Genomic DNA, 21324 nt, shown 5'->3' on the forward strand with positions numbered 1-21324 from the left:
TTGATACAAAAATTGTTAATGGCCTTTTTATATGTTTGCGAGGTATAAGGTCTTGTTAAGTTTGAATCATAAAACAAATTCAAATTAAAACGCTGATTAATTACGTAATCAATTGATGGCCGTACGGTAATATTTTGCGCGCCTGATGATATTTCTGCATCCTCCACGTCGGCACGGTAAATTAACGTCTTGTTATCTCGCAGCGCAAAATCAAGTTTAAAATTAACATCATTGTCTTTACCAGCCCCTTGAAACCAGCCAAAAGGGAAATGGAAGTTTTTAGTATGATAACCAAACCCAAAAACAATTATGCGCTCGTTTTGCTGTGCCAGCTGGCTGTTCAACATACTCAAACTTAATGCACGGCTCTGCCTGTACTCTAAATTGGTGGTCATACTGTTCTTAAACCTGATACTGGCACCCAGCAGAGGCACAAACTGTTCAAAAATAGTAACCTGCGAAAACTGATACAGCGGCAAAAAGTCGTTGTTCAAATCCCGTGAACTGGCCGCTCCATTGGCTTCCTGGTATTGCAGCAGCGTGGTAAACCCACTCACGTTATAGGATGACCGGTACCCATGGCTCAGGTCAAAAGAATCAAAAATATCCTGGAAGAACGGAATTTTACTTAACCCATTGTAGGTGATCTGCCAATTGGGTATCGGTATAGTTGGGAATTGGCTCAAGTTACTGCTTGATGCTTTTTTACCGGTATAAGCAGCCAGGAAAGCGGGCACCAGCACATTCTGTGAATTTGGCCCGTAACCATCGGCATAGCCATCTGTACTACCTGATGAATTTGGATTTTGCGCGCCTAACCTTTGCGATATAATGGTACGGTTATCTAAAAGCTGCTGGTAAACCGGCGAGGTATTATTTACTCCTACACTTTTTTTGAATGCTGTTTTAAGCGTTAAAAAAGATATACTATAGTTACCAGTAGTTACCGGGCTCAGCGTTTCGATATTATTAGTTGATGGCAGGTATTTAAAGTTGGCCTGGTAGTTACGGTCTTGCGTTTTGAAAGCAATAAGCTCGATCCGGAGGTCTTTAAAAGGTTCAATGATCCCTCTAAAGTGCATATCCTCATTGAGCGTGGTTACATACAATTGATTTTGCAGGGTATCGCGCGTGATCCAACCGTTGGTTACTGCCTTAGCACGTATATCTGCCTGGCTGCCTAATAAAAATCCTAAACCTGGGGCACCATAATTGGCATCGGACCCAAAAAAGCCCGACTGCGGTAAATATCCCGGTAAAAATATACCCTGCGTGCGGGTGTATGTTCCGCTTAAGTTTTTAATACTGGTTAATAAGTTCAGCCAAAACTTACTATCCTTTGAATTAGGATTATTTGCCTTACGTATAAACGGAAACTTATTATAAAGCGATACCATATTCAACGTTGGGTTTATTTGTATGGCCCTTGAGTTTTGTATGCTATTACCCACATCATACGATGGATCATCTATCGCGAAAAGCGGCTGAGTTTGCCAGTTAAAATGCGCGCTGTACCGGGCCACTACCGCAGCCCAATCCATACCCGGAATTTTGTTAAGCGGTACTGTATAATTAAAATTGATAGTATGGTTATAGTTGGTAGTACGCCCCAGCTTTTTAAGGTTATCCCAAAGTGTATCGCGTTTTAACCCGTTAAGGCGACCCGCAGGCTCATCAACTACCGAAAGGTTAGTAGCGTCGATATCCATCTGTAATGATTTCGACAAATTCCAGCCGATACCATACACCCTGGTAATGTTAAAATACTTATTAAAAGTTGTAGTGGGTACCGGGATAAAGTTATTAGGATCGTTATCCCGCAGGGTATTTTCTGAGTAAAAACGATCAAAGTTGATACTAAAGTTTAACCTTGACGGCAGCAGACTGAAGTTAATATCGCGGAACAGTGACAGCAAGTTGCTTTTAATGATCTTGGCAAACGGACTAATATATTTAGGCTGATTGGTATAGTTATAGGCCAGCGTAAAATTGTATGTTTTCTCGAGATCACTCTGCGTTACAAAATCGTGGTGGGTGTACTGGGTAAAAGCGTACGAAGCGTTCAGATTTTCCACATCCCAAATATGGCTGGGCGAGTTAGGATCAGTTTTAGCTTTATGTACGTTGGTAAAATTGATACTCCTGCGTAATGTATAATCAACAGCCGCGTTCCTGATCGAGTCGCGCTCCTGGCTGCTGGTAGCCGCGGCAAGGGATGCCTTCAACTCAATATCCGGCGAGCCCGGATCATACTGCGGCATGCTGGTTTGTTTTGATACGTTTACATAAGCAGGTATATGAATGCCACTTTTATCTGGAAAAAACTTACCAAGTTCCATATTTGCCGATACATCATAAGTTTGATCATCGCTACGGCTGCGGTCGTTCAACCTGGAGTCAAGCGTACCAAAGCCAATGGTAGTTTTAGAACCGGCTACGGTAATATCGGCAAAATCGGCAAGCTTGGCGTCAAACCGGGCCGTTGCAGCCCAACCACCGCGCTGGTCAAAATCGGTTAGGCGCATTTCATCAAACCAAACAATACCTGATTTATCAAGGCCATCATCAGCATTAGCTGGAGCATCACCTTTATACGGGTTGCGCACGCCGAGCATAATGGTACGCAGGCGACTCAAATCCGGCTGCCCTTTTATATAAACTACCTGATTACCCTCTACATATTTAAACACATCGGTGTAAGGTACGTTAGAGTGATTACGTTTTAGCTTGGCCCGGGTTAACAGGTCAAGCTCCAGGTCAATGGCGTTGGCTGTAGGCCATATCGCGTCCGGGTCGCGGGTACCTGGTGTAGTAACCTTTAACGGCACCTGGTACTCATAATAGTTATCCTGGTAGTCAACACCTAAACGTACAAAAGCGCTTAGGTCATTGTCTTTTAACTGCTCACCCTCGGCATGCACAAACATTTGCAAACGTTTGTATGAGCGCAGGTCATTGTAAAAAGTTTTAAAGGCCGCCCTTGCATAGCCATCGCGTAAGCCTTTAACCGTTAACGACAATGATTGCTCATTCAGCTTGGTGTCTGTTTGCAGGTTATTATAATTACGCTGACGATTAATACCTGGTGGTACTACATAAGGTATGGGTGTACGGTTACCATTTTGCTCAATATTTACCGCCTGCACATCAAGGGTTGAGTTATCAAGCGGCGGGTTTTGTATCACCGGATCGGCAATTACGTTCAGCGGGTTTCTTTCGGTATTAAACGTACGCCATTCGCCGCGTACCAGTTGCAGGGTAGCAAAACGTAATATGGTAGTATCCGCAAAGTTGGTCATGAACATACGCATAAAACGTATGGCTTTAAAATCCTGAATGTTACCCACTTGGCTTTGGTAGGCAGTAATTGGTATGCGAAACTGGTACCAGTTAACCATTTGCGTTGTACCATTAGCCAGTTTCACTGATGCTGTAATTTTATCGCTGATGTTGTTTTGACCAACGATCATATCACCCGGGCGGATAGATACTTTATATTGAAAGTATGAATCTTCCTGGCTCATGTTATTATCACGGTTAATATCCTCGCCATCTGGCAGTGAGGTAGATGCCGAGTTTTGTATACCCAACTCGGCTTGTGATTGCTCTGCGGTTTTCGAGTTACCCTCGGTACCATTGTATTTACTGTAACGGTCTAAAATGCCGGCCCTTGCCTGGTCAAGCTCGCGGCCCTGATAATATTGATAATCATCCGATGATGGGTCATTGCTGATAGCGTTAGCAGCTTGCGCGTTTAACTGACCTTTGATCTGATTTACTATTGGAGCGAACTTCGTTTTCTCATCATTGTCATTCAAACCATCCAAACCAACGTCCTGCAACTTGCGCGAATCGGGATTGTTATCAAAAGCATTTATTACAGGCTGCAGTTTTGAAACACGCCCCCAATTAGTTTCATCAACCTGCGACAAATCGCCGTTTACAGGCAAGCTATTTTCCAAACTTTTACGGCCGTCTTTTAATATATCTTCAGATAAACTACCGAGGTTAAAATATAGGTCACCACCGGCTGAATTGGGTTTGTAGATAAAAGGGTCAAGCACCCAAAATTCAATATAGGCTACATTCAATGATTCAAAATCATTGGTTTCCATTTTCCTGAACATCCCCCCCCAGCGCGCTTTAGGATTTTGCAACGTACCATCGGAGTTGATACCAGTGGTTACGTAGTTATAAGGCCCGCGCACGGTTGGATAAAAGGCCATATTCAGTGTAGCCAGACTTAATTGCTGCCCGGTTGACGATTGTTTATAAGGAAAAACCTCCTGCTCAATCACCTGCCTCACATAATGGTTAGAAAGCTCTGATCTGGAAATTGGGATACTGCCTACATTGGTATAAAATATAGGGTCGATGTTATAAAATGCAAGCCGGGCCCGGTTGTAACCATAACTCAGATCATTAATAGCAAATGATTCAGGGAAGAGCTGCGGTGTACCGGATATTTGCCAGGTATTGGCGCTTTTGATGTCAATGATAGATTGGCTGTTCTCAAAATCGTCAAGATATGAAGTCCCGTTTTTGGAGCCTGCGAAATTCAATGCCCCTGGGCTTCCCGGTAACAGTTGCGCAAACTCGCCCGAAAAGTTTATCGAAGATGGTACCTTGGTGTGTATGCCTGGAATTTTATCTACCAGTCTGGTGAGCAATCTCGATTCTGAACTGTAATTGGCATCAAAACCCCAAATAGTATTTGATATCGATTCGTCGCCGGCAACCTCGTTTTGGGTTATTGGCTGTTCTGTCAGGTGCATTACGGTAGCGCCTAAGTTCAGTTTATCGTTCAAATGATAATCAAACCTTGAACCATACAATGATTTTTGCTGAACGCCGAACAACTCATTATTCTCCAACTTTACGGTGATTGGCTGGCCAGATGAAAGCAAAGCCTGGTTCAGTACCCGGATACGGCCGGCATTATAGTCAACCGTATAATCAGTTCCCTCCTGCAGTTTTAAAGAACCCGCGGTTACATTTACCGAACCCTGCGGAATATTCACTGCATTCAACTGATACTCAGAACCACCCGTAGCCGTATAAGTACCCTTTATCACATACCTGTTTAAATTAGGAAAATATTGCTGAGCGATGGTTTTGGTTGAATCATACAAAGGCTGATATACATACCGTTTGATCAGGTCCTGCTCGCCGGGGTTAAACTTGGCGGCCAGGTCAGACCCAAAAGGTTCCAGCACCGGGAAGGAGATGCGCCCGTTTTGCGAATCGATAGTTACACCTTCCAAAAAGTCAAAATAGCCATCGGGCTGTTTGGCATTTTGCTGGTTGAGGTTATCCAGACCGGCTATTTGCAGCCAAAGTTTTCCTTTGGTCGTTTGCCCATCTTCCATAACCGTTTTCTCGATACCTGATTTATCATCAAGCCGGGTAACGGTCAGTTTAAAATCTGTATTACTCACCTGGAAAGCCCCCAGCGAGTAGATGTTTTTCATCATCAGATCCCAGCTTGGCAGGTTGGTTTTCAACAGTTCGTTTTTCAACAATTTCACAAACAGCACTTTAGGTGCAGCTGGATCAACCGCCACATCACTGCTAAATTCACCCACCTGGTATTGAACGCCGTTTACAGTATACTGATAGGCTACCGCCAATACCTCATCATTATTTAAGGGATAATTGAGCGATATATACCCTAATTGCGGATGAAGTGTAAACTCCTTATCGGTAAGCTTACGGGCATAAGTTAACTTGGAATAGTTATCTGTATTACCTGTTGTTTGGAAATAACTGGTTACAGAGTTAGAGTTAGTTAAACGTGCATCAGCAGGCAGATTAGCCAATAATGAGTTAGACTGCTGATTAAAACCAGGACCTTTAAAACCGGCAGGTAAAGCGCTAAAGCCCGGCCCGCCCTGTATACGTGTTTTGTTATACGGGTTATTTTCGCCCAGATCCAAAAACGCTACGATATCGCGCGAATCCGTAGTTACGTTGGTACGGTTGGTTGTCCAGACCTCAATTTTGGTAATATTTATATTAGAGCTGATGATGGGAATATTAGCCAGCGCCCGGTTATAATTATTACGGAAGTACTGTGATAAAAAGAAGTGCTTGTTGGCCTCATAATCTGCCGGGGTCAACCTGAACTCGCCCTGTTGCGAACCATTGGTTATGGTAATGGTTTTTGACTCCGATCGTTGTTGCGACAAAATACTGGTTACATCGAGCCTACCAAACTTCAGTTTCGTTTTCACACCAAAAAGCGCCTGAGTACCTGTTATTAACGAAGTATTCAAGGGCATGCTCACCGTACCGGCCTCCACCTTTTGAATAATTTCATCCGGGGAGCCTGTATAATCAAGCTTTATCTGGTTATCAAACTGAAACTGGGCGTCGGTATTATAATTAGTGGTTATTTTTAATTTATCACCAATATTACCTGTTACGTTGAGCTGTATTTTTTGATCGAAATTAAAGTTGAACTGGTTGCGTTGACGTGTTGTGAATAAAGGGTTTTGGTTTTGGTTTAACTGTCCGGCTAATATCATTTCGGCCGAGCCCTGGGGTCTGATATCAATATTCTGGCCTCCAAATATTTGCTCAAAGGTTCGGCTGCGTACTTTTATTGATGGTATAAATCCCGGCTGCTGTGAATCGTAAGCATAAGTATCGGCCAGTTGCTGGTAATGCAATCGCTGGTCTACTTTTCCTTTTAGCTTTAAATACTGTGCAAAGGTGAGGTACTGCGGCGGCCGGTATAATAAGTTACCCACACGCTCATACAGGATATACATGTTTGTTGCCGGATCGTACTCGATTGTACGCACCATGTTAGGCGGATCGGGATCGAAAATACCTTCCCTAAGCCTCACGTTTTTAGGTTGGGTTAAATTTACGGGTGCGCCTGATTGCGTCGTATCTCTTTTAACACCCGGAACTCGTTGCTGTGCATACACACTACCACCCAGCCCACTAAATGCCAAAATAAACAACACACTTATAATAATATTATAAGTAAATATTTTTATCAAAGGTCAAGTTAGAAATTTGTACGTAATTATAGAGTTTTTAAGGCGAACTTTATAAGCTGTTCAACGGTTAAATCTCCATTATTTTTATTCAATTCCTGATCCAATACCTTCTCGGCCGCATTCTTCGCAAACCCAAGCATAACCAATGCAGAAAGGGCTTCGTCCTTAACTGTTTTGCTTACAGGCACAACAGTTAGAGTGTCCGGACCTTCTTTGCGCAGTTTGTCCTGCAGCTCCAGAATTATGCGCTGGGCAGATTTAGGTCCTATCCCTTTAATTCTTTGTATTAAAGCAACATTGCCGCTAACAATAGCTGCCTGTATTTCGGCTGGGGTTATTGATGATAACATCATTCGCCCCGTATTTGGCCCAATGCCAGATATGGATACCAGGTGTAAGAACAAGCGGCGCTCGCCATCGTCGGCAAAACCATACAAGGTAAGCGCATCCTCTTTTACGTACTGCCAGATAAATAGTTTGCAAAATTCTGCTTCATCCAGCCTGGAATATGTATTTAACGATATATTAATGTGATAGCCTATACCGCCCGCGTCTATAACTACATATGACGGGCTTTTGAATACTAATTTACCACTAATATAATCGTACATAATATTTATTTTTTATAGATATAGCATCAAGTAGTTAGTATCAAGTATCAAGACTGCTGCAATTGTTTTAAGTATAGGGATTTCATAAATCTTGATACCTGATACTAACTACTTGATACTAAAAAATATTTATTTCCCTGTAAGTTTACTAAAAATACCTGTAGGTTTTGCAGCCTCCGCTTTGGCCTGTGCATCAACTACGGCAATTGTTACCATATTTACAATTTCACGAACAGAACTGCCCAGTTGCAATACATGCACCGGCTTTTTCAAGCCCAGTAATATTGGGCCCACAGCTTCCGCCCCGCCTATTTCCTGTAATAATTTATAGGCAATATTGCCCGATTCCAGGTTAGGGAATATCAGCGTATTGGCCGGCTTTCCGTTCAGGGTGGAAAAAGGAAAGTTATCGGCAAGCAAATCTGAGTTAAGTGCGAAGTTGGCTTGCATATCACCATCAACTACCATATCAGGGTAGCGTTTATGCAGCAAACGCACGGTTTCCCTTGTTTTTTCAGGTACCGGTCCTTCGTTTGAACCAAAGTTGGAGTATGAAAGTACACCTACCCTTGGGTTTACATTAAACTGTTTAACCGAGCGTTCCACCAGCACGGTAATATCCACCAGTTCCTCAACCGTTGGGTTTTCATTTACAGTAGTATCACCAAAAAATACAGGCCCCTTTTCGGTTATCATCATGTACATACCCGCCACACGGTTTACACCAATTTCGGTACCTATAATTTGCAGCGCAGGCTTAATGGTGGTAACATAGTTTTTAGTTAAGCCCGATATCAGCGCATCGGCACGGCCAAACTGAACCATACAAGCACCGTAATAGTTACGGTCAATAAGCAGCTTTCTGGCTTCAAACAGGGTAATACCACGACGCTGGCGTTTTTTATATAAAAACTCCGCATACTCTTCCATATTCTCACAACCTTCACGGGGATCAATGATCTGCACATCGCCCAGATCGAGATCATTTTCGTGCATGATACGCCTGATGCGTTCAATGTTACCCAGCAAAATAGGCGTGGCTATACCCTCCTCTTTTACGATCTGAGCCGATCTTAAAATTTTGTAATTATCCGCCTCGGCAAATACTACCCGTTTAGGATTTTGTTTTGCCTTGTTGGTTAAATTACGCAGCAATTTATCATTGGTGCCTAACCTCAATCTTAACTCTTCGTGATAAGCTTCCCAATCGGTGATAACCTTACGGGCCACACCTGAATCAATGGCCGCCTTGGCAACCGCAGAAGATACCTCCACGATCAGCCTTTGATCCATTGGTTTAGGGATTATATAATCTTTACCAAATTTTAAACTGGTGGTATTATAAGCCAGGTTAACCGCTTCCGGAACCGGCTTTTTAGCCATCTCTGCAATAGCATGCGTAGCGGCTATCTTCATTTCTTCATTAATGGCAGTAGCCCGAACATCCAGCGCCCCCCTGAATATATAAGGGAAACCCAAAACGTTGTTTACCTGGTTAGGAAAATCAGAACGGCCAGTAGCCATAATAATGTCATCACGGGTTTTAATAGCCAGATCATAAGTGATCTCCGGCTCAGGATTGGCCATCGCGAAAACGATCGGTTTTTTAGCCATCGCCTTCATCATATCCGGCGTAACTACATTGCCAGCAGAAAGGCCAACAAAAACGTCGGCATTTTTCATGGCATCGGCCAGTGTTTTAATATCGGTACGGGAGGTAGCAAACTCCAGCCTGATATCATCCAGATCCGTACGGTCAGGAGTTAGCAATCCGTTGATATCAAACATCACCAGGTTTTCTTTTTTAACACCCAGCGACAGGTACATTTTTGAGCAAGATACCGCGGCAGCGCCTGCACCATTCACTACCATTTTTATTTTATCAAGCTTTTTTCCCTGTATCTCACATGCATTCATCAAAGCGGCCCCGGATATAATGGCCGTTCCGTGCTGATCATCGTGCATTACAGGGATATTCATTTCGGCTTTAAGCCTGCGTTCTATCTCGAAACAGGTTGGGGCCGATATATCTTCCAGGTTAACACCACCAAAAGTGGGTTCAAGCGCTTTTACAATGGTTACAAACTCATCAACGTTTTTAGCATTTACCTCAAGATCAAAAACATCAATATCTGCATAAATCTTAAACAGCAGACCCTTACCTTCCATCACCGGTTTGCTGGCCTCCGGACCAATGTTGCCTAAGCCCAATACGGCGGTACCATTGCTGATAACAGCCACCAGATTACCCTTGGCGGTATACTTGTATACATCCTCTACATTATCGGCAATGCGCAAACAAGGCTCAGCCACACCCGGTGAATAAGCCATAGTTAAATCACGTTGTGAATTGGTAGGTTTAGTAGGAACTACCTGTATTTTTCCGGGGCGACCTTGTGCGTGGTAGTTTAAGGCGTCCTGCTTACGATTATTATTCTTGTTCATTTCTCAAAAATTCAAGCGCTCAAAATTACAATTCTTTTTATGGTAACCTGTATAAAAAAACCCGGCTTTGAAACATATCAAAACCGGGTTATTCATATTCAGGCCTTTAAGCTTTATTTATATTTTTAGTTATGGTTAGCATAGTAGCTGCAATTTCACAACCAGCTTATATCACTTTTTTACTCCTTTGCTTAACCGATGCGCTTGTGGAAGCCTCATCGCCGCTGGCTACCCTGATGGTTACCCCAACAGGAGCTTTGTTACTTTTCAGATGGTTCCAAACTTTCAGATCCTGCACCTCAACCCCATATTTATCAGCAATAGCGGCCAGTGTTTCGCCACGCTTCACTTTATGGTGCGTTGGCATGCGGCGCTCGGGTTTATTTTCGGTATATGAAGCATAAGTTACCTTTGGCTCAGCTTGTACCGGTTCGCCCGGCTCGTTCAGCACATTGTACAGAGCAGCATAATTTTCTTTAGCTGTTTGCGGTAATATTAGCCTGCGCGGCGTGGTAGTGCTTCCATTAACAATTAACCTGCGATAGCAAGGATTTAATATAGCCAGTTCGTGAATATCTACCTTTAAGGCCTGTGATACATTACTTAGCGAAACATACTTTTTCACCATAACCGTGTCTGTTTTGATAGAAAAATTACAAGCTTGCGCCACTATGTTATGTTTATCAAAGTAGTGCATTACATAGTTCATGGCTATAAAAGCGGGTACATAGCCCCGGGTTTCGGTGGGTAAATATTGGCGGGCACTCCAAAAATCATTGGCTCCGGCTTTTTCCACAGCACGCTCTACATTGCTTTTACCGCAATTGTATGACGCGATGGCCAGCAGCCAGTCGCCAAATTCCTGATATGCATCTTTTAAGTAAGCAGCAGCAGCATAAGTAGCCTGTATAGGGTCGCGGCGCTCATCAATATAACTATCAATATTTAAACCGTACAATTTGCCAGTGGTGTACATAAATTGCCACGGGCCGGTTGCCCCAACCCTTGAAACCGCGTTAGGATCAAGTTTAGACTCTACTATGGATAAAAATTTTATTTCTTCGGGGATGCCCGCGTCGCGGAAGGCTTTTTCGTAAATAGGGAAGTAGTATTTGGATAGCCCAACTACCTGGCCCATCTCATCGCGGTTTTGCATGTACAGGTCAATATAATTTTGTACATACTCATTATATTCCAGCGGAATGTCTTTACTGATAGAATCTAAGCGACGTTCATAAATACCCCTTAATGGAGCCGGTGCGGCAGGCTGGTTAATGGCTTGCCTTTGTAATATTGTGGTATCCCGGAAGCCGGGTATCCATTGAAAATTAAATTTTGCTGAAGAAAGCGGTTTAGCGTGAACTATTTGCAATAATACAAGGCAGATGGTAAGCGTAAATAATCTCTTCATTCTTTAGGGTTTTAATTAAAGAAGCGCAAGCCGACAAGGGCGAATTTTACTAATTTATCAATTTTCTTTAAGTTCAAGGAAATATTTTGAAAAATTCAGCAATTCCTGTTCGTTAAAATGTTTAGTTAGCAATTGTAAACCTAACGGCAAACCCTGGCTATTATTGCCCACAGGGAGCGATATCGCCGGAACACCGGTTAGAGAAGCTTGTACGGTAAAGATGTCAGAAAGATACATTACGATAGGATCTTTTTCTTGCGTACCTATTTTAAACGCGGGTTCGGGCGCTGTTGGTACCAGTATAAAATCGTACTCTTTCAATATCTGGTCGGTTTTTTCTTGTATCAGTCTGCGTACTTTTTGAGCTTTGGCATAGTATGCATCATAATAGCCCGCGCTGAGTACAAATGTGCCCAGCATAATACGGCGTTTTACTTCTTTGCCAAAACCTTCTGAGCGGGAAAGTTTATAAGTAGACTGCAGATCGGTAGCCGCCGGGCTGCGGTAACCATAATGCACCCCATCAAACCTGGCCAGATTAGACGATGCTTCGGCCATTGCTAAAATGTAGTATGCAGGCACCAGGTAATCCAATTGTTCAAAAGCTATTGGGGTTACGGTATGCCCTTCTGCACGCAGTTTATCAATAGCTTTTACAAGCTTGTCTTTGATCTCTGTATCAACACCCGGGCTGGAAAGTGCTTCCTGCAAATAGGCGATCTTTTTTTTGCCCGGTGTTTCTATATGGCTCGAAAACGCGGGTACCTCTTTTTGAGCAAGGGTGCTATCATATTCATCGGGGCCAGCCATTACTTCCAGCAAAAGGGCCGCGTCTTCAACCGAGCGGGTAATTGGCCCAACCTGGTCAAATGATGATGCAAAAGCAATAATACCATGCCTTGATATGCGACCATACGTAGGCTTAAATCCTATTACCCCACAAAATGATGCTGGCTGCCTTACTGAACCTCCGGTATCCGTACCGATGGCCGCATGGCACATATTGGCCTGCACAGCAACAGCCGAGCCGCCAGAAGAGCCGCCAGAAACCCTGGTTTCATCAGCCTGATTTTTTACCGGACCAAAGTAGGAGGTTTCGTTGGCACCGCCCATAGCAAACTCATCGCAATTGCAGCGGCCAATAATAACCACATCTTCGGCCAGCAGCCGCTCAACAATGGTTGAGGAATAAATGGAGGTGAAATCTTTTAATATCTTAGATGAGGCACTTACCTGGTGTCCCTTGTAGCAGATGTTATCTTTTATGGCGATAACCATACCGGCCAGTTTACCGGCGGTACCGTTTTTTATACGGTTGTCAACGTTTTTTGCGCTGGTTAATGCTTCTTCTTCAAATACCTCGTTAAAAGCATTTAAATGCGCATTCTTTTTAATTTGATCAAGGTAATTCCTTACCAGTTGTTCTACCGTAATTTCCGCACGTTGCAACCCGCTCCTTATTTCACTTAAAGAGGAATAAAATTTAGCCATGCGGCTAAAATAAAAAACTTATCTGTTGAAATAAGAAATAATTCAATATAATGGAGTATCAAGTAATTAGTATCAAGTATCAAGACAGCTACATTTTTTTTTATAAGCTCTTAAAATCTCGATACTTGATACTAATTACTTGATACTTAAAACTAAGCTTTTGGTTTTTCTTCAGAAGTTGATGTATTGCCTTCGCCGTTTTGCGCGTCTTTAAATTCTTTAACGCCTTTTCCTAAACCTCTCATTAGTTCAGGTATTTTTTTACCGCCAAACAATAAAAGTATTGCAATGATGATCAGAATGATTTCTGGTGCGCCTAATCCACCCATGATTTTTAAGTTTTATGTTATGTAAATATTATTTATGACTTGAATTCTTCGTGTTCTGTTTTAGCAGGCTCTTCTGCTGTTTTCTTAGTAAGGTCGATATGAGTTTCGGTAGCCGGTTCCTCTGCTGTACTTACGTAAGTATCCGAAATTGGGATTGTATTGGGCACAGGGCTTGAATACGGTGTAGTATGCTCCGGTGAAGCTTCTGCACTATGCTCTGTTTCCTGAGCGGTGGTATTTTCAATCAACGGAGTGCTTTCCTCAATTTTGGGTTCGGGTTTTTTATCCTCGTAATTGTTGATCTGGTTATTGATCTCACGCTTCACATCTTCAGATGCATCTTTAAAATCACGAATGCCTTTGCCTAAGCCACGTGCAAGCTCGGGCAGCTTTTCACCTCCGAATAGCATCAATGCTGCAAAAAGTATCAGTACCATCTCACTTGTACCAATATTTAAAAATAAAAAAACTGAACTTAACATAGCATTTTTTTTAAGGTTACAAATATATACAATTATAATTTCATAAAGTTCATAACTAATTAGTTAGGTGCTAACCATATTTTAGGGTTCACCGCCGATACGCCTTTATACACCTCAAAGTGTGCTTCCGTTTCGCCGGTAGATGGATCAGTTGCCACCGTTCCTAAAACTTGTTTGGTTGTTACCTTTTGCCCTCTGGCCACACTAACCGACCGCAAATTGGCGTATACAGTAAAGTACTCCCCATGCCTGATCATCACCAGGTAGGTACCACTTACGTCAACTACCTTGATCACATCCCCATCAAATACCGCCCTCACGTTGCCGCCCGGGGTTGTACGGATATCAACACCTGTACTTTCACTTTTAATACCCTCTGGCGTGGTGTAAACACCAAAGCCTTGTGTTATGCCTCCGTTAGCAACCGGCCAGGGTAAACGACCGCGGTTACCCAAAAAGTCGTTTGATAATTTAGCAGCCTCCGGCGTAGCATTCAATATACTTGAAGTACTGCGCACAACCGGCTTGGCAGCCACCGGTGGCGGTGTTTTATTTTCGGCCTTGGCTTTTGCCGCCGCTATACGTGCCGCTTCCCGTGCTTCTTCTTCGGCCTTGCGCCTTGCTTCTTCAATTTCCCTGCGGATGGCAGCGCCGATCTCTTTATTGGTTTTAGCTATTTTTGCCTGCAAGTCACGCTGCTGTTTCTTCAACTGCCCTTCGTGCTGCGACAGATCGCTAACTACCTTTACCTGGTTATTTTTTTCTTTACCCAGGGTTTCTTTTTCCTTTTGCTGATCGGCCAGCAAGTTGTTTTTTTCCTGCTTGTTTTTATCAAGCTCATTTATTTTTACATGCAGGTCTTTTTGAGTACCTTGTATGTAACCTGCCTGGCGCTCCCGATAGGTACCAAACTGCTGTAAATATTTTAATCGTTTGTAGGCCTGGTTAAAATCCTTAGCTGCAAAAATAAACATCAGTTTATTATAAGCGCTTTGGTTGCGGTAGGCAAAAAGTACCATAGCCGCGTATTCTTTTTTTAGCTGGTCAAGCTGCTTTTGTAAACTATGTACGGTATTATTGCTTTCAGAGATCTGGTTATCCAGATTCCGTACTTCTGAGTTAATAATATTTATTTTCTCTTCCCTTAGGTTTATCTGCGCTTTTAATAAGCTCAGTTGTTTTAAAGTAGCTCTTTTATTTTGAGAGGTTTCCTGGTAATCCTTATTTAACTGCTCCAGCTCTTCAGATAATTTATCCCGCCTCCGTTTTAATTCGGCACTGCTTTGTGCATGCACATCAACCGCAACAAATACCGCTATTATAAAAAATACTATTTTTAAAAATTTCATTAAACAAACATAACTAATTATTTGCCGGGTTCGTAACCAGATGGAATACTGAATGGATATTCCTGCTGTACATCAAAGTCGGCTTTTGTATAATGCAAATTAACTTGTATTTTTTTATCTTTTACTACAGATGCAATATCAATTTGCGATGGCATCACCCTGTTTGTTGCCTGTATAAAGGTATTATTAACTACCTGTAATGATTGCCCCTGGCTTTCATTTGATAAATTGGTTTGCGTAACCTTAAAATCCGCCCCGATTAAAAGCTTATATAACAGCTCATGAAGATTACCGCTGATGGCTGTGCTTCCATTGGTATCAGCAAAATCGGCATTTTCGGTTAACAACTCCGGTATGGCGTTACCAATCAATAATGATTCAAGCGTCTTGTAATTTACTTCGGGGCTTGCAAATTTATATACATAGCTAAAGGGTTTCCTTAAATATACCCCCTGTAACCGGTTAATCAACAAAATACTATCAGGGGTAATCAACGCGCGGGCAGCCTCAACACCTAAAATAGCAGTGATAGAAACCCATATCTTCTTATCATGCTCAATGCGGATATTCAGGGTTACATCATTACTGTTATTACCAATGCTTAATTTGGTTTTGGCTTTGCCGGCAAACGTATTAAAATTTACCTGTTTGGCCCTTATAGCTTCCAGTTTGCTGCTTTTTTTATTATCAAGCGGTTTGGCTGCCGAATCGGCCTTGCGGGCTACCAATACATGCTTTTTTGCCGCGCAACTTACCAGCGTGAGCAAACAGCAGGCTATTAACAATCTATTCAATGTACTTTTTTTCATTTATCTTACGCTCTAATACCGGCGATTGATCACCGTAGCTTTTTGCCTTTTTCCAATTAGCTACCGCGGCATCTGTGTTACCAAGGTAAAACAAAATATCGCCATAATGCTCATACTTGCCCGAACTATTTTCTTTATCATGCGCCAACGCCTTTTCCATCCACACCTTTGCATCCGCATACTTTTTCTGTTTGAACAATACCCATGCATAGGTATCTTCAAAAGATGGTGTATTGGGTTGAAGCTCGTTTGACCGGGCTGACATTTGCGCGGCCTTATCCAGTGCTTCTCCTCTTAACGATAGATAGTAGGCATAATTGTTTAACGTATACGCATTGTCAGGATTATAACTTAAAGCCTTTTCATAAGCCGCATCAGAACTCTTGTTATCATTCAAAGAATGATAACAATCTCCCAGTAATGAAAAACTTAACGAAAGTAAATCCTTATCCTGAAGTTCTAATGAAGTTGCATTGGTAACATATCCCAGGGCTTTTTTATACTGTTTTTTCTGCGCCCAGGCCACACCAACCATGTAATTCATCCATCCCTGGTTTGGAAATAACGACAGTGCGTTTTCGCCATCTTTAATAGTGGCCTCCATATCGTTTTCACTTAACTCTATCCGCACCAGTTGCTCATGCACCGCGTACACCTGATTATTCAACTCAATTGATTTTTTGTATGCAGCTTTAGCTTCTTTCAACTTGGTATTTTGCAGCAGCATATCGCCATAAAGCGCATAAGCTTTGGCATCGGCCGGATGGGCTACGGTTAATACACGACTTAGTTCAAGCGCGCTGGATTTTGCGCTGGTCTCCGGAAATTTCGGAAAATACCCGCTAATGATGCGCACTTTTTGATCAATTCTAATATCTGGATTTGAAAACGCTAACACCAATTGATTAAACGATGCATCATTATCTTTTTTGTCGCGATAAATATCGGCCAATGCCAAATGCACCATGCCATTATTGCTATCAAGTTTTTCTGCCTGCAGCAAAACCTTGAGTGCCTTATCGGCCAAGCCATTGGAGTTATAAATTTCGGCCAGCAGTAAATAATACCGCATTTGTCCAGGATTGTTATCGATGGCTTTTTCAATTTCGGCCGCTGCCTGATCAACCTTACCCTGTTTTAGATAAATTTTTTGGCGACTGGCTAAAATATCATCATTGATGCCGGTGATAGCCTCCAATTGGTCATATACCTTAAGCGCGTCGTCATACCTTTTTAAAATAAGGTAGGCGTTGGCTTTATCAAAGTAATAATCAGGTTTTTCAGGGCTTATCCTGATAAGCTGGTTAAAAACGTTTTCAAGTTTATTGATGTTGTTACTTTTTTCGTAACTATCAGCCAGCGCCACCCAATACCATTCATTATTGGGATTAATAACTACCGCTTTCTCCAGCAATGGTTGCGCGCCGATATAATCATTATGCGATTTTTTGATATTGGCCAATTCAAACATGGAGGCATCGTTTGACGGATCGGTTTGTAAGATCCGCTCAAACATTTCGGCAGCGTGCTTGGTATTTTCAATGGTCTTTTCGCGTATGGCCGAGAAAAAAAGCTGCTTCACCATCATGCTATCAACGGGAGCTAAGGGCTTGGTAGCGACAGTCTGTTTTTGAGCATTTACATCATGACTCAGGAAACAAGAAATAAGAAACAGGACAGCTACAACATTGCCCGCCTTGATTCTTTTTTTCCTATATAACGCTAAATCCTGCATAACATCTCTTCTTTTAAATCTCTACTTCACTGCAGTGTGGCCAAACCCACCTTCACCACGGGTAGTTTCATTTAGTATCTCAACCTCATCCCAATTTACTTTTTCGTGCCGGGCCACTACCATCTGGGCAATGCGGTCGCCGTGGTTGATCTCAAAATCATCGGCCGAAAAATTGATCAGCAGTACTTTGATCTCTCCCCTGTAATCGGCATCAATAGTTCCCGGCGAGTTAACAATACCTATACCGTGTTTAAAAGCAAGTCCGCTCCTGGGCCTGATCTGCGCCTCAAAACCCTCCGGCAGTTCAATGAACAAACCTGTAGGGATCAGCTTGCGCTCCATTGGTTTTAATACAATGGTTTCTGTTGTATTCGCACGCAGATCCATGCCGGCAGCATGCGCTGTTTCATAAGCCGGTAAGCTATTGTTTGATTTATTAATTATGCGGATGGTCATCGTTTAAATATCGCTTTTAATTGGTTCCGTTCAAAATAAAAAGCGGCGGATGCAAATAACAGCAATAGTACGTTACCAATTATAATATTTCTTTTAAATACCGTAAATGATAAAAACACCAATACAGCCGATGTAATAATGTACGCCAGGTTTTTATTTAGATTATAGGGTATTGGATAATTTTTTTGTCCCCAGATGTAAGATAGTACCATCATAACCGCGTAAGCTGCAAACGAAGTCCACGCGGATGCCATATAGCTGTAAGCAGGAATAAAGATCAAATTACACACTATAGTAACGATAGCACCGATACCAGATATATACAAGCCATATTTTGTTTGATCAGATAGCTTATACCATACCGATAAATTCATGTAAATACCCAAACTTAGGTATCCAAATAAAAGCGGAGGTATTACGCCTAACCCGGTCCAGTATACGTTATGTACCACATGTTTAGCTATCACACGCGTCTCCGCACCAACAATAATGTAAGCCAATATGTTTATATTGGCTGCAAGCGCTACGCATATTACCGATACGGTAATCACAAAGTAGGTCATGATACGGGCATAGGTATCGCCGGCATTTTTATTTTTAGCATGACTGAAAAAGAAGGGCTCGGCCCCCAGCCTGAATGCTTGTACAAATACACTCAAAAACAGGGCTATTTTGGCACACTGGCCATAAATACCAACTTGCTGATCACTGGTAGCTTGTGGTAGCATGTGTTTCAGCATCCCTTTATCCAAAGATTCGTTGATGATAAAAGAGATGTTTGCTATAAGTACAGGCCAGCTATACACAAACATATCTTTAAACATAGCGTTATCGAACTTCAACTTAAGCTGCAATATTTCGGGCAATAGTAAAAATATCGTAAATACACTTGCTATGGCATTTGCCAAAAACACATAACCCACCCAATGCGGCCTGTACCAACCGGCCATCCAGCTTCCACCCGGCAAATTATGGGCAATAATAAATGGAACACCAAAAAGGAAAAACAGGTTAATTGATAGCACGAATGCAATATTAGCGCACTTAATTATGGAATATTTCATGGGCCTGCCATCTGCACGGATTTTGGCAAATGGTATAATACAAAAAGCGTCGAGCACTAAAATTATCAGAAAGCTTTTTACGTAGAAAGCATAGTCAGCATGGTCTTTAACAGAGCCGGCCTGCAAGTAATTAATAATACTATCCAGGAAAAGTAAACAAAACGCTAAAAACAGTATAGAAACAACTATAACTACTCCAAAGGCATTATTATATACTTGTTGCTTATTGTCGCTTCTTTTTTGTAGATAACGGAAATAGGTTGTTTCCATTCCAAAAGCCAGTACCGCATTAATAATGGAAGCATTGCCATACATGGCGGTAAAAATGCCGTTAGCTCCTACAGGAAGTGTTCTTGTATAAATTGGTGTTAGTACAAAATATATCATCCGGGAGATGATAGTACTTAACCCGTAGATGGCCGTTTGCCCGGCGAATTTTTTAGCGGTTGACAATGTTGATGTATGGGGTAATTTAAACAATAAAACCTGTAAAAATTACAGGCTCCTTTTTACAACTTCAAAATTACGATAGTTTTTTAAATCGCCCTCATTGGTTTCAACAGAAGTTACCTCGGCATCTTCGGGGCCTTCATTGCACCATTCCATAAACATTTCAAGCGTAGTATCATCAGCTTCGGCAGCAATGAAAACATCACCATTAGGCTCATTTTTCACAAAGCCACGTACCCCTAACTGATCGGCAACCGCTTTGGTAGATTTACGGTAAAAAACGCCCTGAACTTTTCCTTTTACTATAATATCGAGATGCCTGATCATTTTTTAGCTAAGTATGTTGATTGAGTAAATTAGGTTAAATGTTTTGCAAAGTAACTCAATACTACCCAATCAACCTAATTGGCTGTTAAACTAACTTACGTACCTTGCTTTCGGGCGTTAGGGTAAGTCCGTCTAAACCGGTAATCAAATTGAGCCCCGGCGTTTTACCAGGCTCAAGGGTACCCTTTTCATCATCTATACCTAAAAACTCGGCTCCATTTATAGTGCCCCACTCCATTAGCTTTTGAGTACTTATGGCCGGGAACTTTTTTTGAATGGTAACCATTTCGCTCAATATACTTAACCCGGTGTTTGATGCCAGACTATCGGTTCCCAGGGTGATATTAAAGCCCTGATCAATAAAGAGCTGAATTTTGGGCAGATAATTTTCGATATACAAATTGGCGTTAGGGCAAAAACACCAGTTTATTTTACGGTCAAAACGTTTAATAAAGTAAATGTCTTTTAAATTGGTGCAGGTATTATGCACCAGCAATATCTTTTGTTTGTTGGTTAGTAAAGGTATAATAGATTGCAGCGAGTTACGAGCCTGAGGCTTGAAATGCCCTATATCCATACCAAAGTGTTCATAAAGCTCAATAAAACCGCCCAGTTTGTACCGGTAAAACTTATTTTCGTCTTCACACTCCTGGTTATGTATGCTGATCAGGTTATTACCCAGATCACTATGTTTCCTAATCAGTTTAAATAGCTCTTTTGATACCGAATAAGGTGCATGCGGTGTAATAGAGCATGATTGGGGTTTAAACTCATTAAGCAACTCTACGGCTTTGTTAAACACCTCATCAGCATTTTGGGGTAAAAAACCAAAAGTTTCAACAAAAGTATGGTAGTATAGTTTGCTGGCGGCTTTAACCGGGATACTTGAATTACTATTGGAAATATCGCCAACGGCCACAATTCCGTTTGCGTACATCTCCTCGTCGGCTTTTTGAATAGCTTCGAGTACTTCTCCTTTATCAGCGTTTCTGAAAGCCTGTACATCTTTAATAAAGCTTACTAATCCGCGGTGGGGTTGTATCTTGTCTTTAAGGTGCGATAGCTCAACATGGCAGTGGGTATTTACAAACCCGGGGCAAATAATACCGCTTAGCTGCTCAACTGGGCCTTCTGGAGGGTTGGTATGGTCTGTAACGGAGATGACCCTACCCTGGTCATCAACAGTAACAATTCCATTTTTAATAGGATCGGCATAAACGGGAAAAACGTAATCGGCTCTAAAACTTTTCATTAACTATTAAACTTATAATCTAACTCAAAACGTTTTTCATCAAAACAATCCCACAAAATTAACACAATTAACTTTTAGTTACTATTTTTAATCACTCAAAAAG

Annotated in this window: 14 protein-coding genes; all 14 read right to left on the reverse strand. The window is 42.0% G+C overall.

All coding sequences use genetic code 11. The features are described 5' to 3' along the window. Positions 1-7010 (reverse strand): cell surface protein SprA (gene sprA, locus AAGC65_RS05830; RefSeq protein ID WP_343111479.1); only part of this gene is annotated, 7010 nt, incomplete at its 3' end. Between the two features lie 26 nt (positions 7011-7036). Next, the gene (ruvA, locus tag AAGC65_RS05835; RefSeq protein WP_343111480.1) at positions 7037-7621 is read right to left on the reverse strand and encodes a Holliday junction branch migration protein RuvA; all 585 of its coding nucleotides are present in this window, start codon (positions 7619-7621) and stop codon (positions 7037-7039) included. 129 nt (positions 7622-7750) lie between these two features. After that, positions 7751-10066, reverse strand: a complete 2316-nt coding sequence (locus AAGC65_RS05840) for an NADP-dependent malic enzyme (protein ID WP_343111481.1) — start codon at positions 10064-10066, stop codon at positions 7751-7753. Positions 10067-10232: 166 nt separating this feature from the next. Next, positions 10233-11477, reverse strand: coding sequence for a transglycosylase SLT domain-containing protein (locus AAGC65_RS05845; protein WP_343111482.1), 1245 nt, complete (start codon positions 11475-11477; stop codon positions 10233-10235). Positions 11478-11534: 57 nt separating this feature from the next. Then, on the reverse strand, positions 11535-12968 hold the full coding sequence (gene gatA, locus AAGC65_RS05850) for an Asp-tRNA(Asn)/Glu-tRNA(Gln) amidotransferase subunit GatA (protein ID WP_343111483.1): 1434 nt from the start codon (positions 12966-12968) through the stop codon (positions 11535-11537). A 152-nt stretch (positions 12969-13120) separates the two neighbouring features. Further along, positions 13121-13297 carry a twin-arginine translocase TatA/TatE family subunit gene (gene tatA / locus AAGC65_RS05855; RefSeq protein ID WP_343111484.1) on the reverse strand — a complete coding sequence of 59 codons (177 nt, stop codon included), beginning with the start codon at positions 13295-13297 and terminating at the stop codon, positions 13121-13123. A gap of 32 nt (positions 13298-13329) precedes the next feature. Further along, positions 13330-13779, reverse strand: a complete 450-nt coding sequence (locus AAGC65_RS05860) for a twin-arginine translocase TatA/TatE family subunit (protein WP_343111485.1) — start codon at positions 13777-13779, stop codon at positions 13330-13332. 59 nt (positions 13780-13838) lie between these two features. After that, on the reverse strand, positions 13839-15128 hold the full coding sequence (locus AAGC65_RS05865) for a peptidoglycan DD-metalloendopeptidase family protein (RefSeq protein ID WP_343111486.1): 1290 nt from the start codon (positions 15126-15128) through the stop codon (positions 13839-13841). Between the two features lie 17 nt (positions 15129-15145). Further along, positions 15146-15937 (reverse strand): DUF4292 domain-containing protein, encoded by a 792-nt coding sequence (locus tag AAGC65_RS05870; protein ID WP_343111487.1) that lies wholly within the window; start codon positions 15935-15937, stop codon positions 15146-15148. Further along, the gene (locus AAGC65_RS05875; RefSeq protein WP_343111488.1) at positions 15915-17672 is read right to left on the reverse strand and encodes a tetratricopeptide repeat protein; all 1758 of its coding nucleotides are present in this window, start codon (positions 17670-17672) and stop codon (positions 15915-15917) included. The genes AAGC65_RS05870 and AAGC65_RS05875 overlap by 23 nt, the downstream gene beginning before the upstream one ends. A 21-nt stretch (positions 17673-17693) precedes the next feature. Continuing rightward, positions 17694-18128 (reverse strand): dUTP diphosphatase, encoded by a 435-nt coding sequence (gene dut, locus AAGC65_RS05880; protein ID WP_343111489.1) that lies wholly within the window; start codon positions 18126-18128, stop codon positions 17694-17696. Beyond that, the gene (locus AAGC65_RS05885; RefSeq protein WP_343111490.1) at positions 18125-19645 is read right to left on the reverse strand and encodes a polysaccharide biosynthesis C-terminal domain-containing protein; all 1521 of its coding nucleotides are present in this window, start codon (positions 19643-19645) and stop codon (positions 18125-18127) included. Before AAGC65_RS05885 ends, dut begins: the two co-directional genes overlap by 4 nt. A 42-nt stretch (positions 19646-19687) precedes the next feature. Next, positions 19688-19969 (reverse strand): acylphosphatase, encoded by a 282-nt coding sequence (locus AAGC65_RS05890; protein WP_343111491.1) that lies wholly within the window; start codon positions 19967-19969, stop codon positions 19688-19690. Between the two features lie 85 nt (positions 19970-20054). Next, the gene (locus tag AAGC65_RS05895; protein ID WP_343111492.1) at positions 20055-21221 is read right to left on the reverse strand and encodes an amidohydrolase family protein; all 1167 of its coding nucleotides are present in this window, start codon (positions 21219-21221) and stop codon (positions 20055-20057) included. Positions 21222-21324: the final 103 nt, after the last annotated feature.

Source organism: Mucilaginibacter sp. (assembly GCF_039207105.1).
Lineage (GTDB): Bacteria > Bacteroidota > Bacteroidia > Sphingobacteriales > Sphingobacteriaceae > Mucilaginibacter.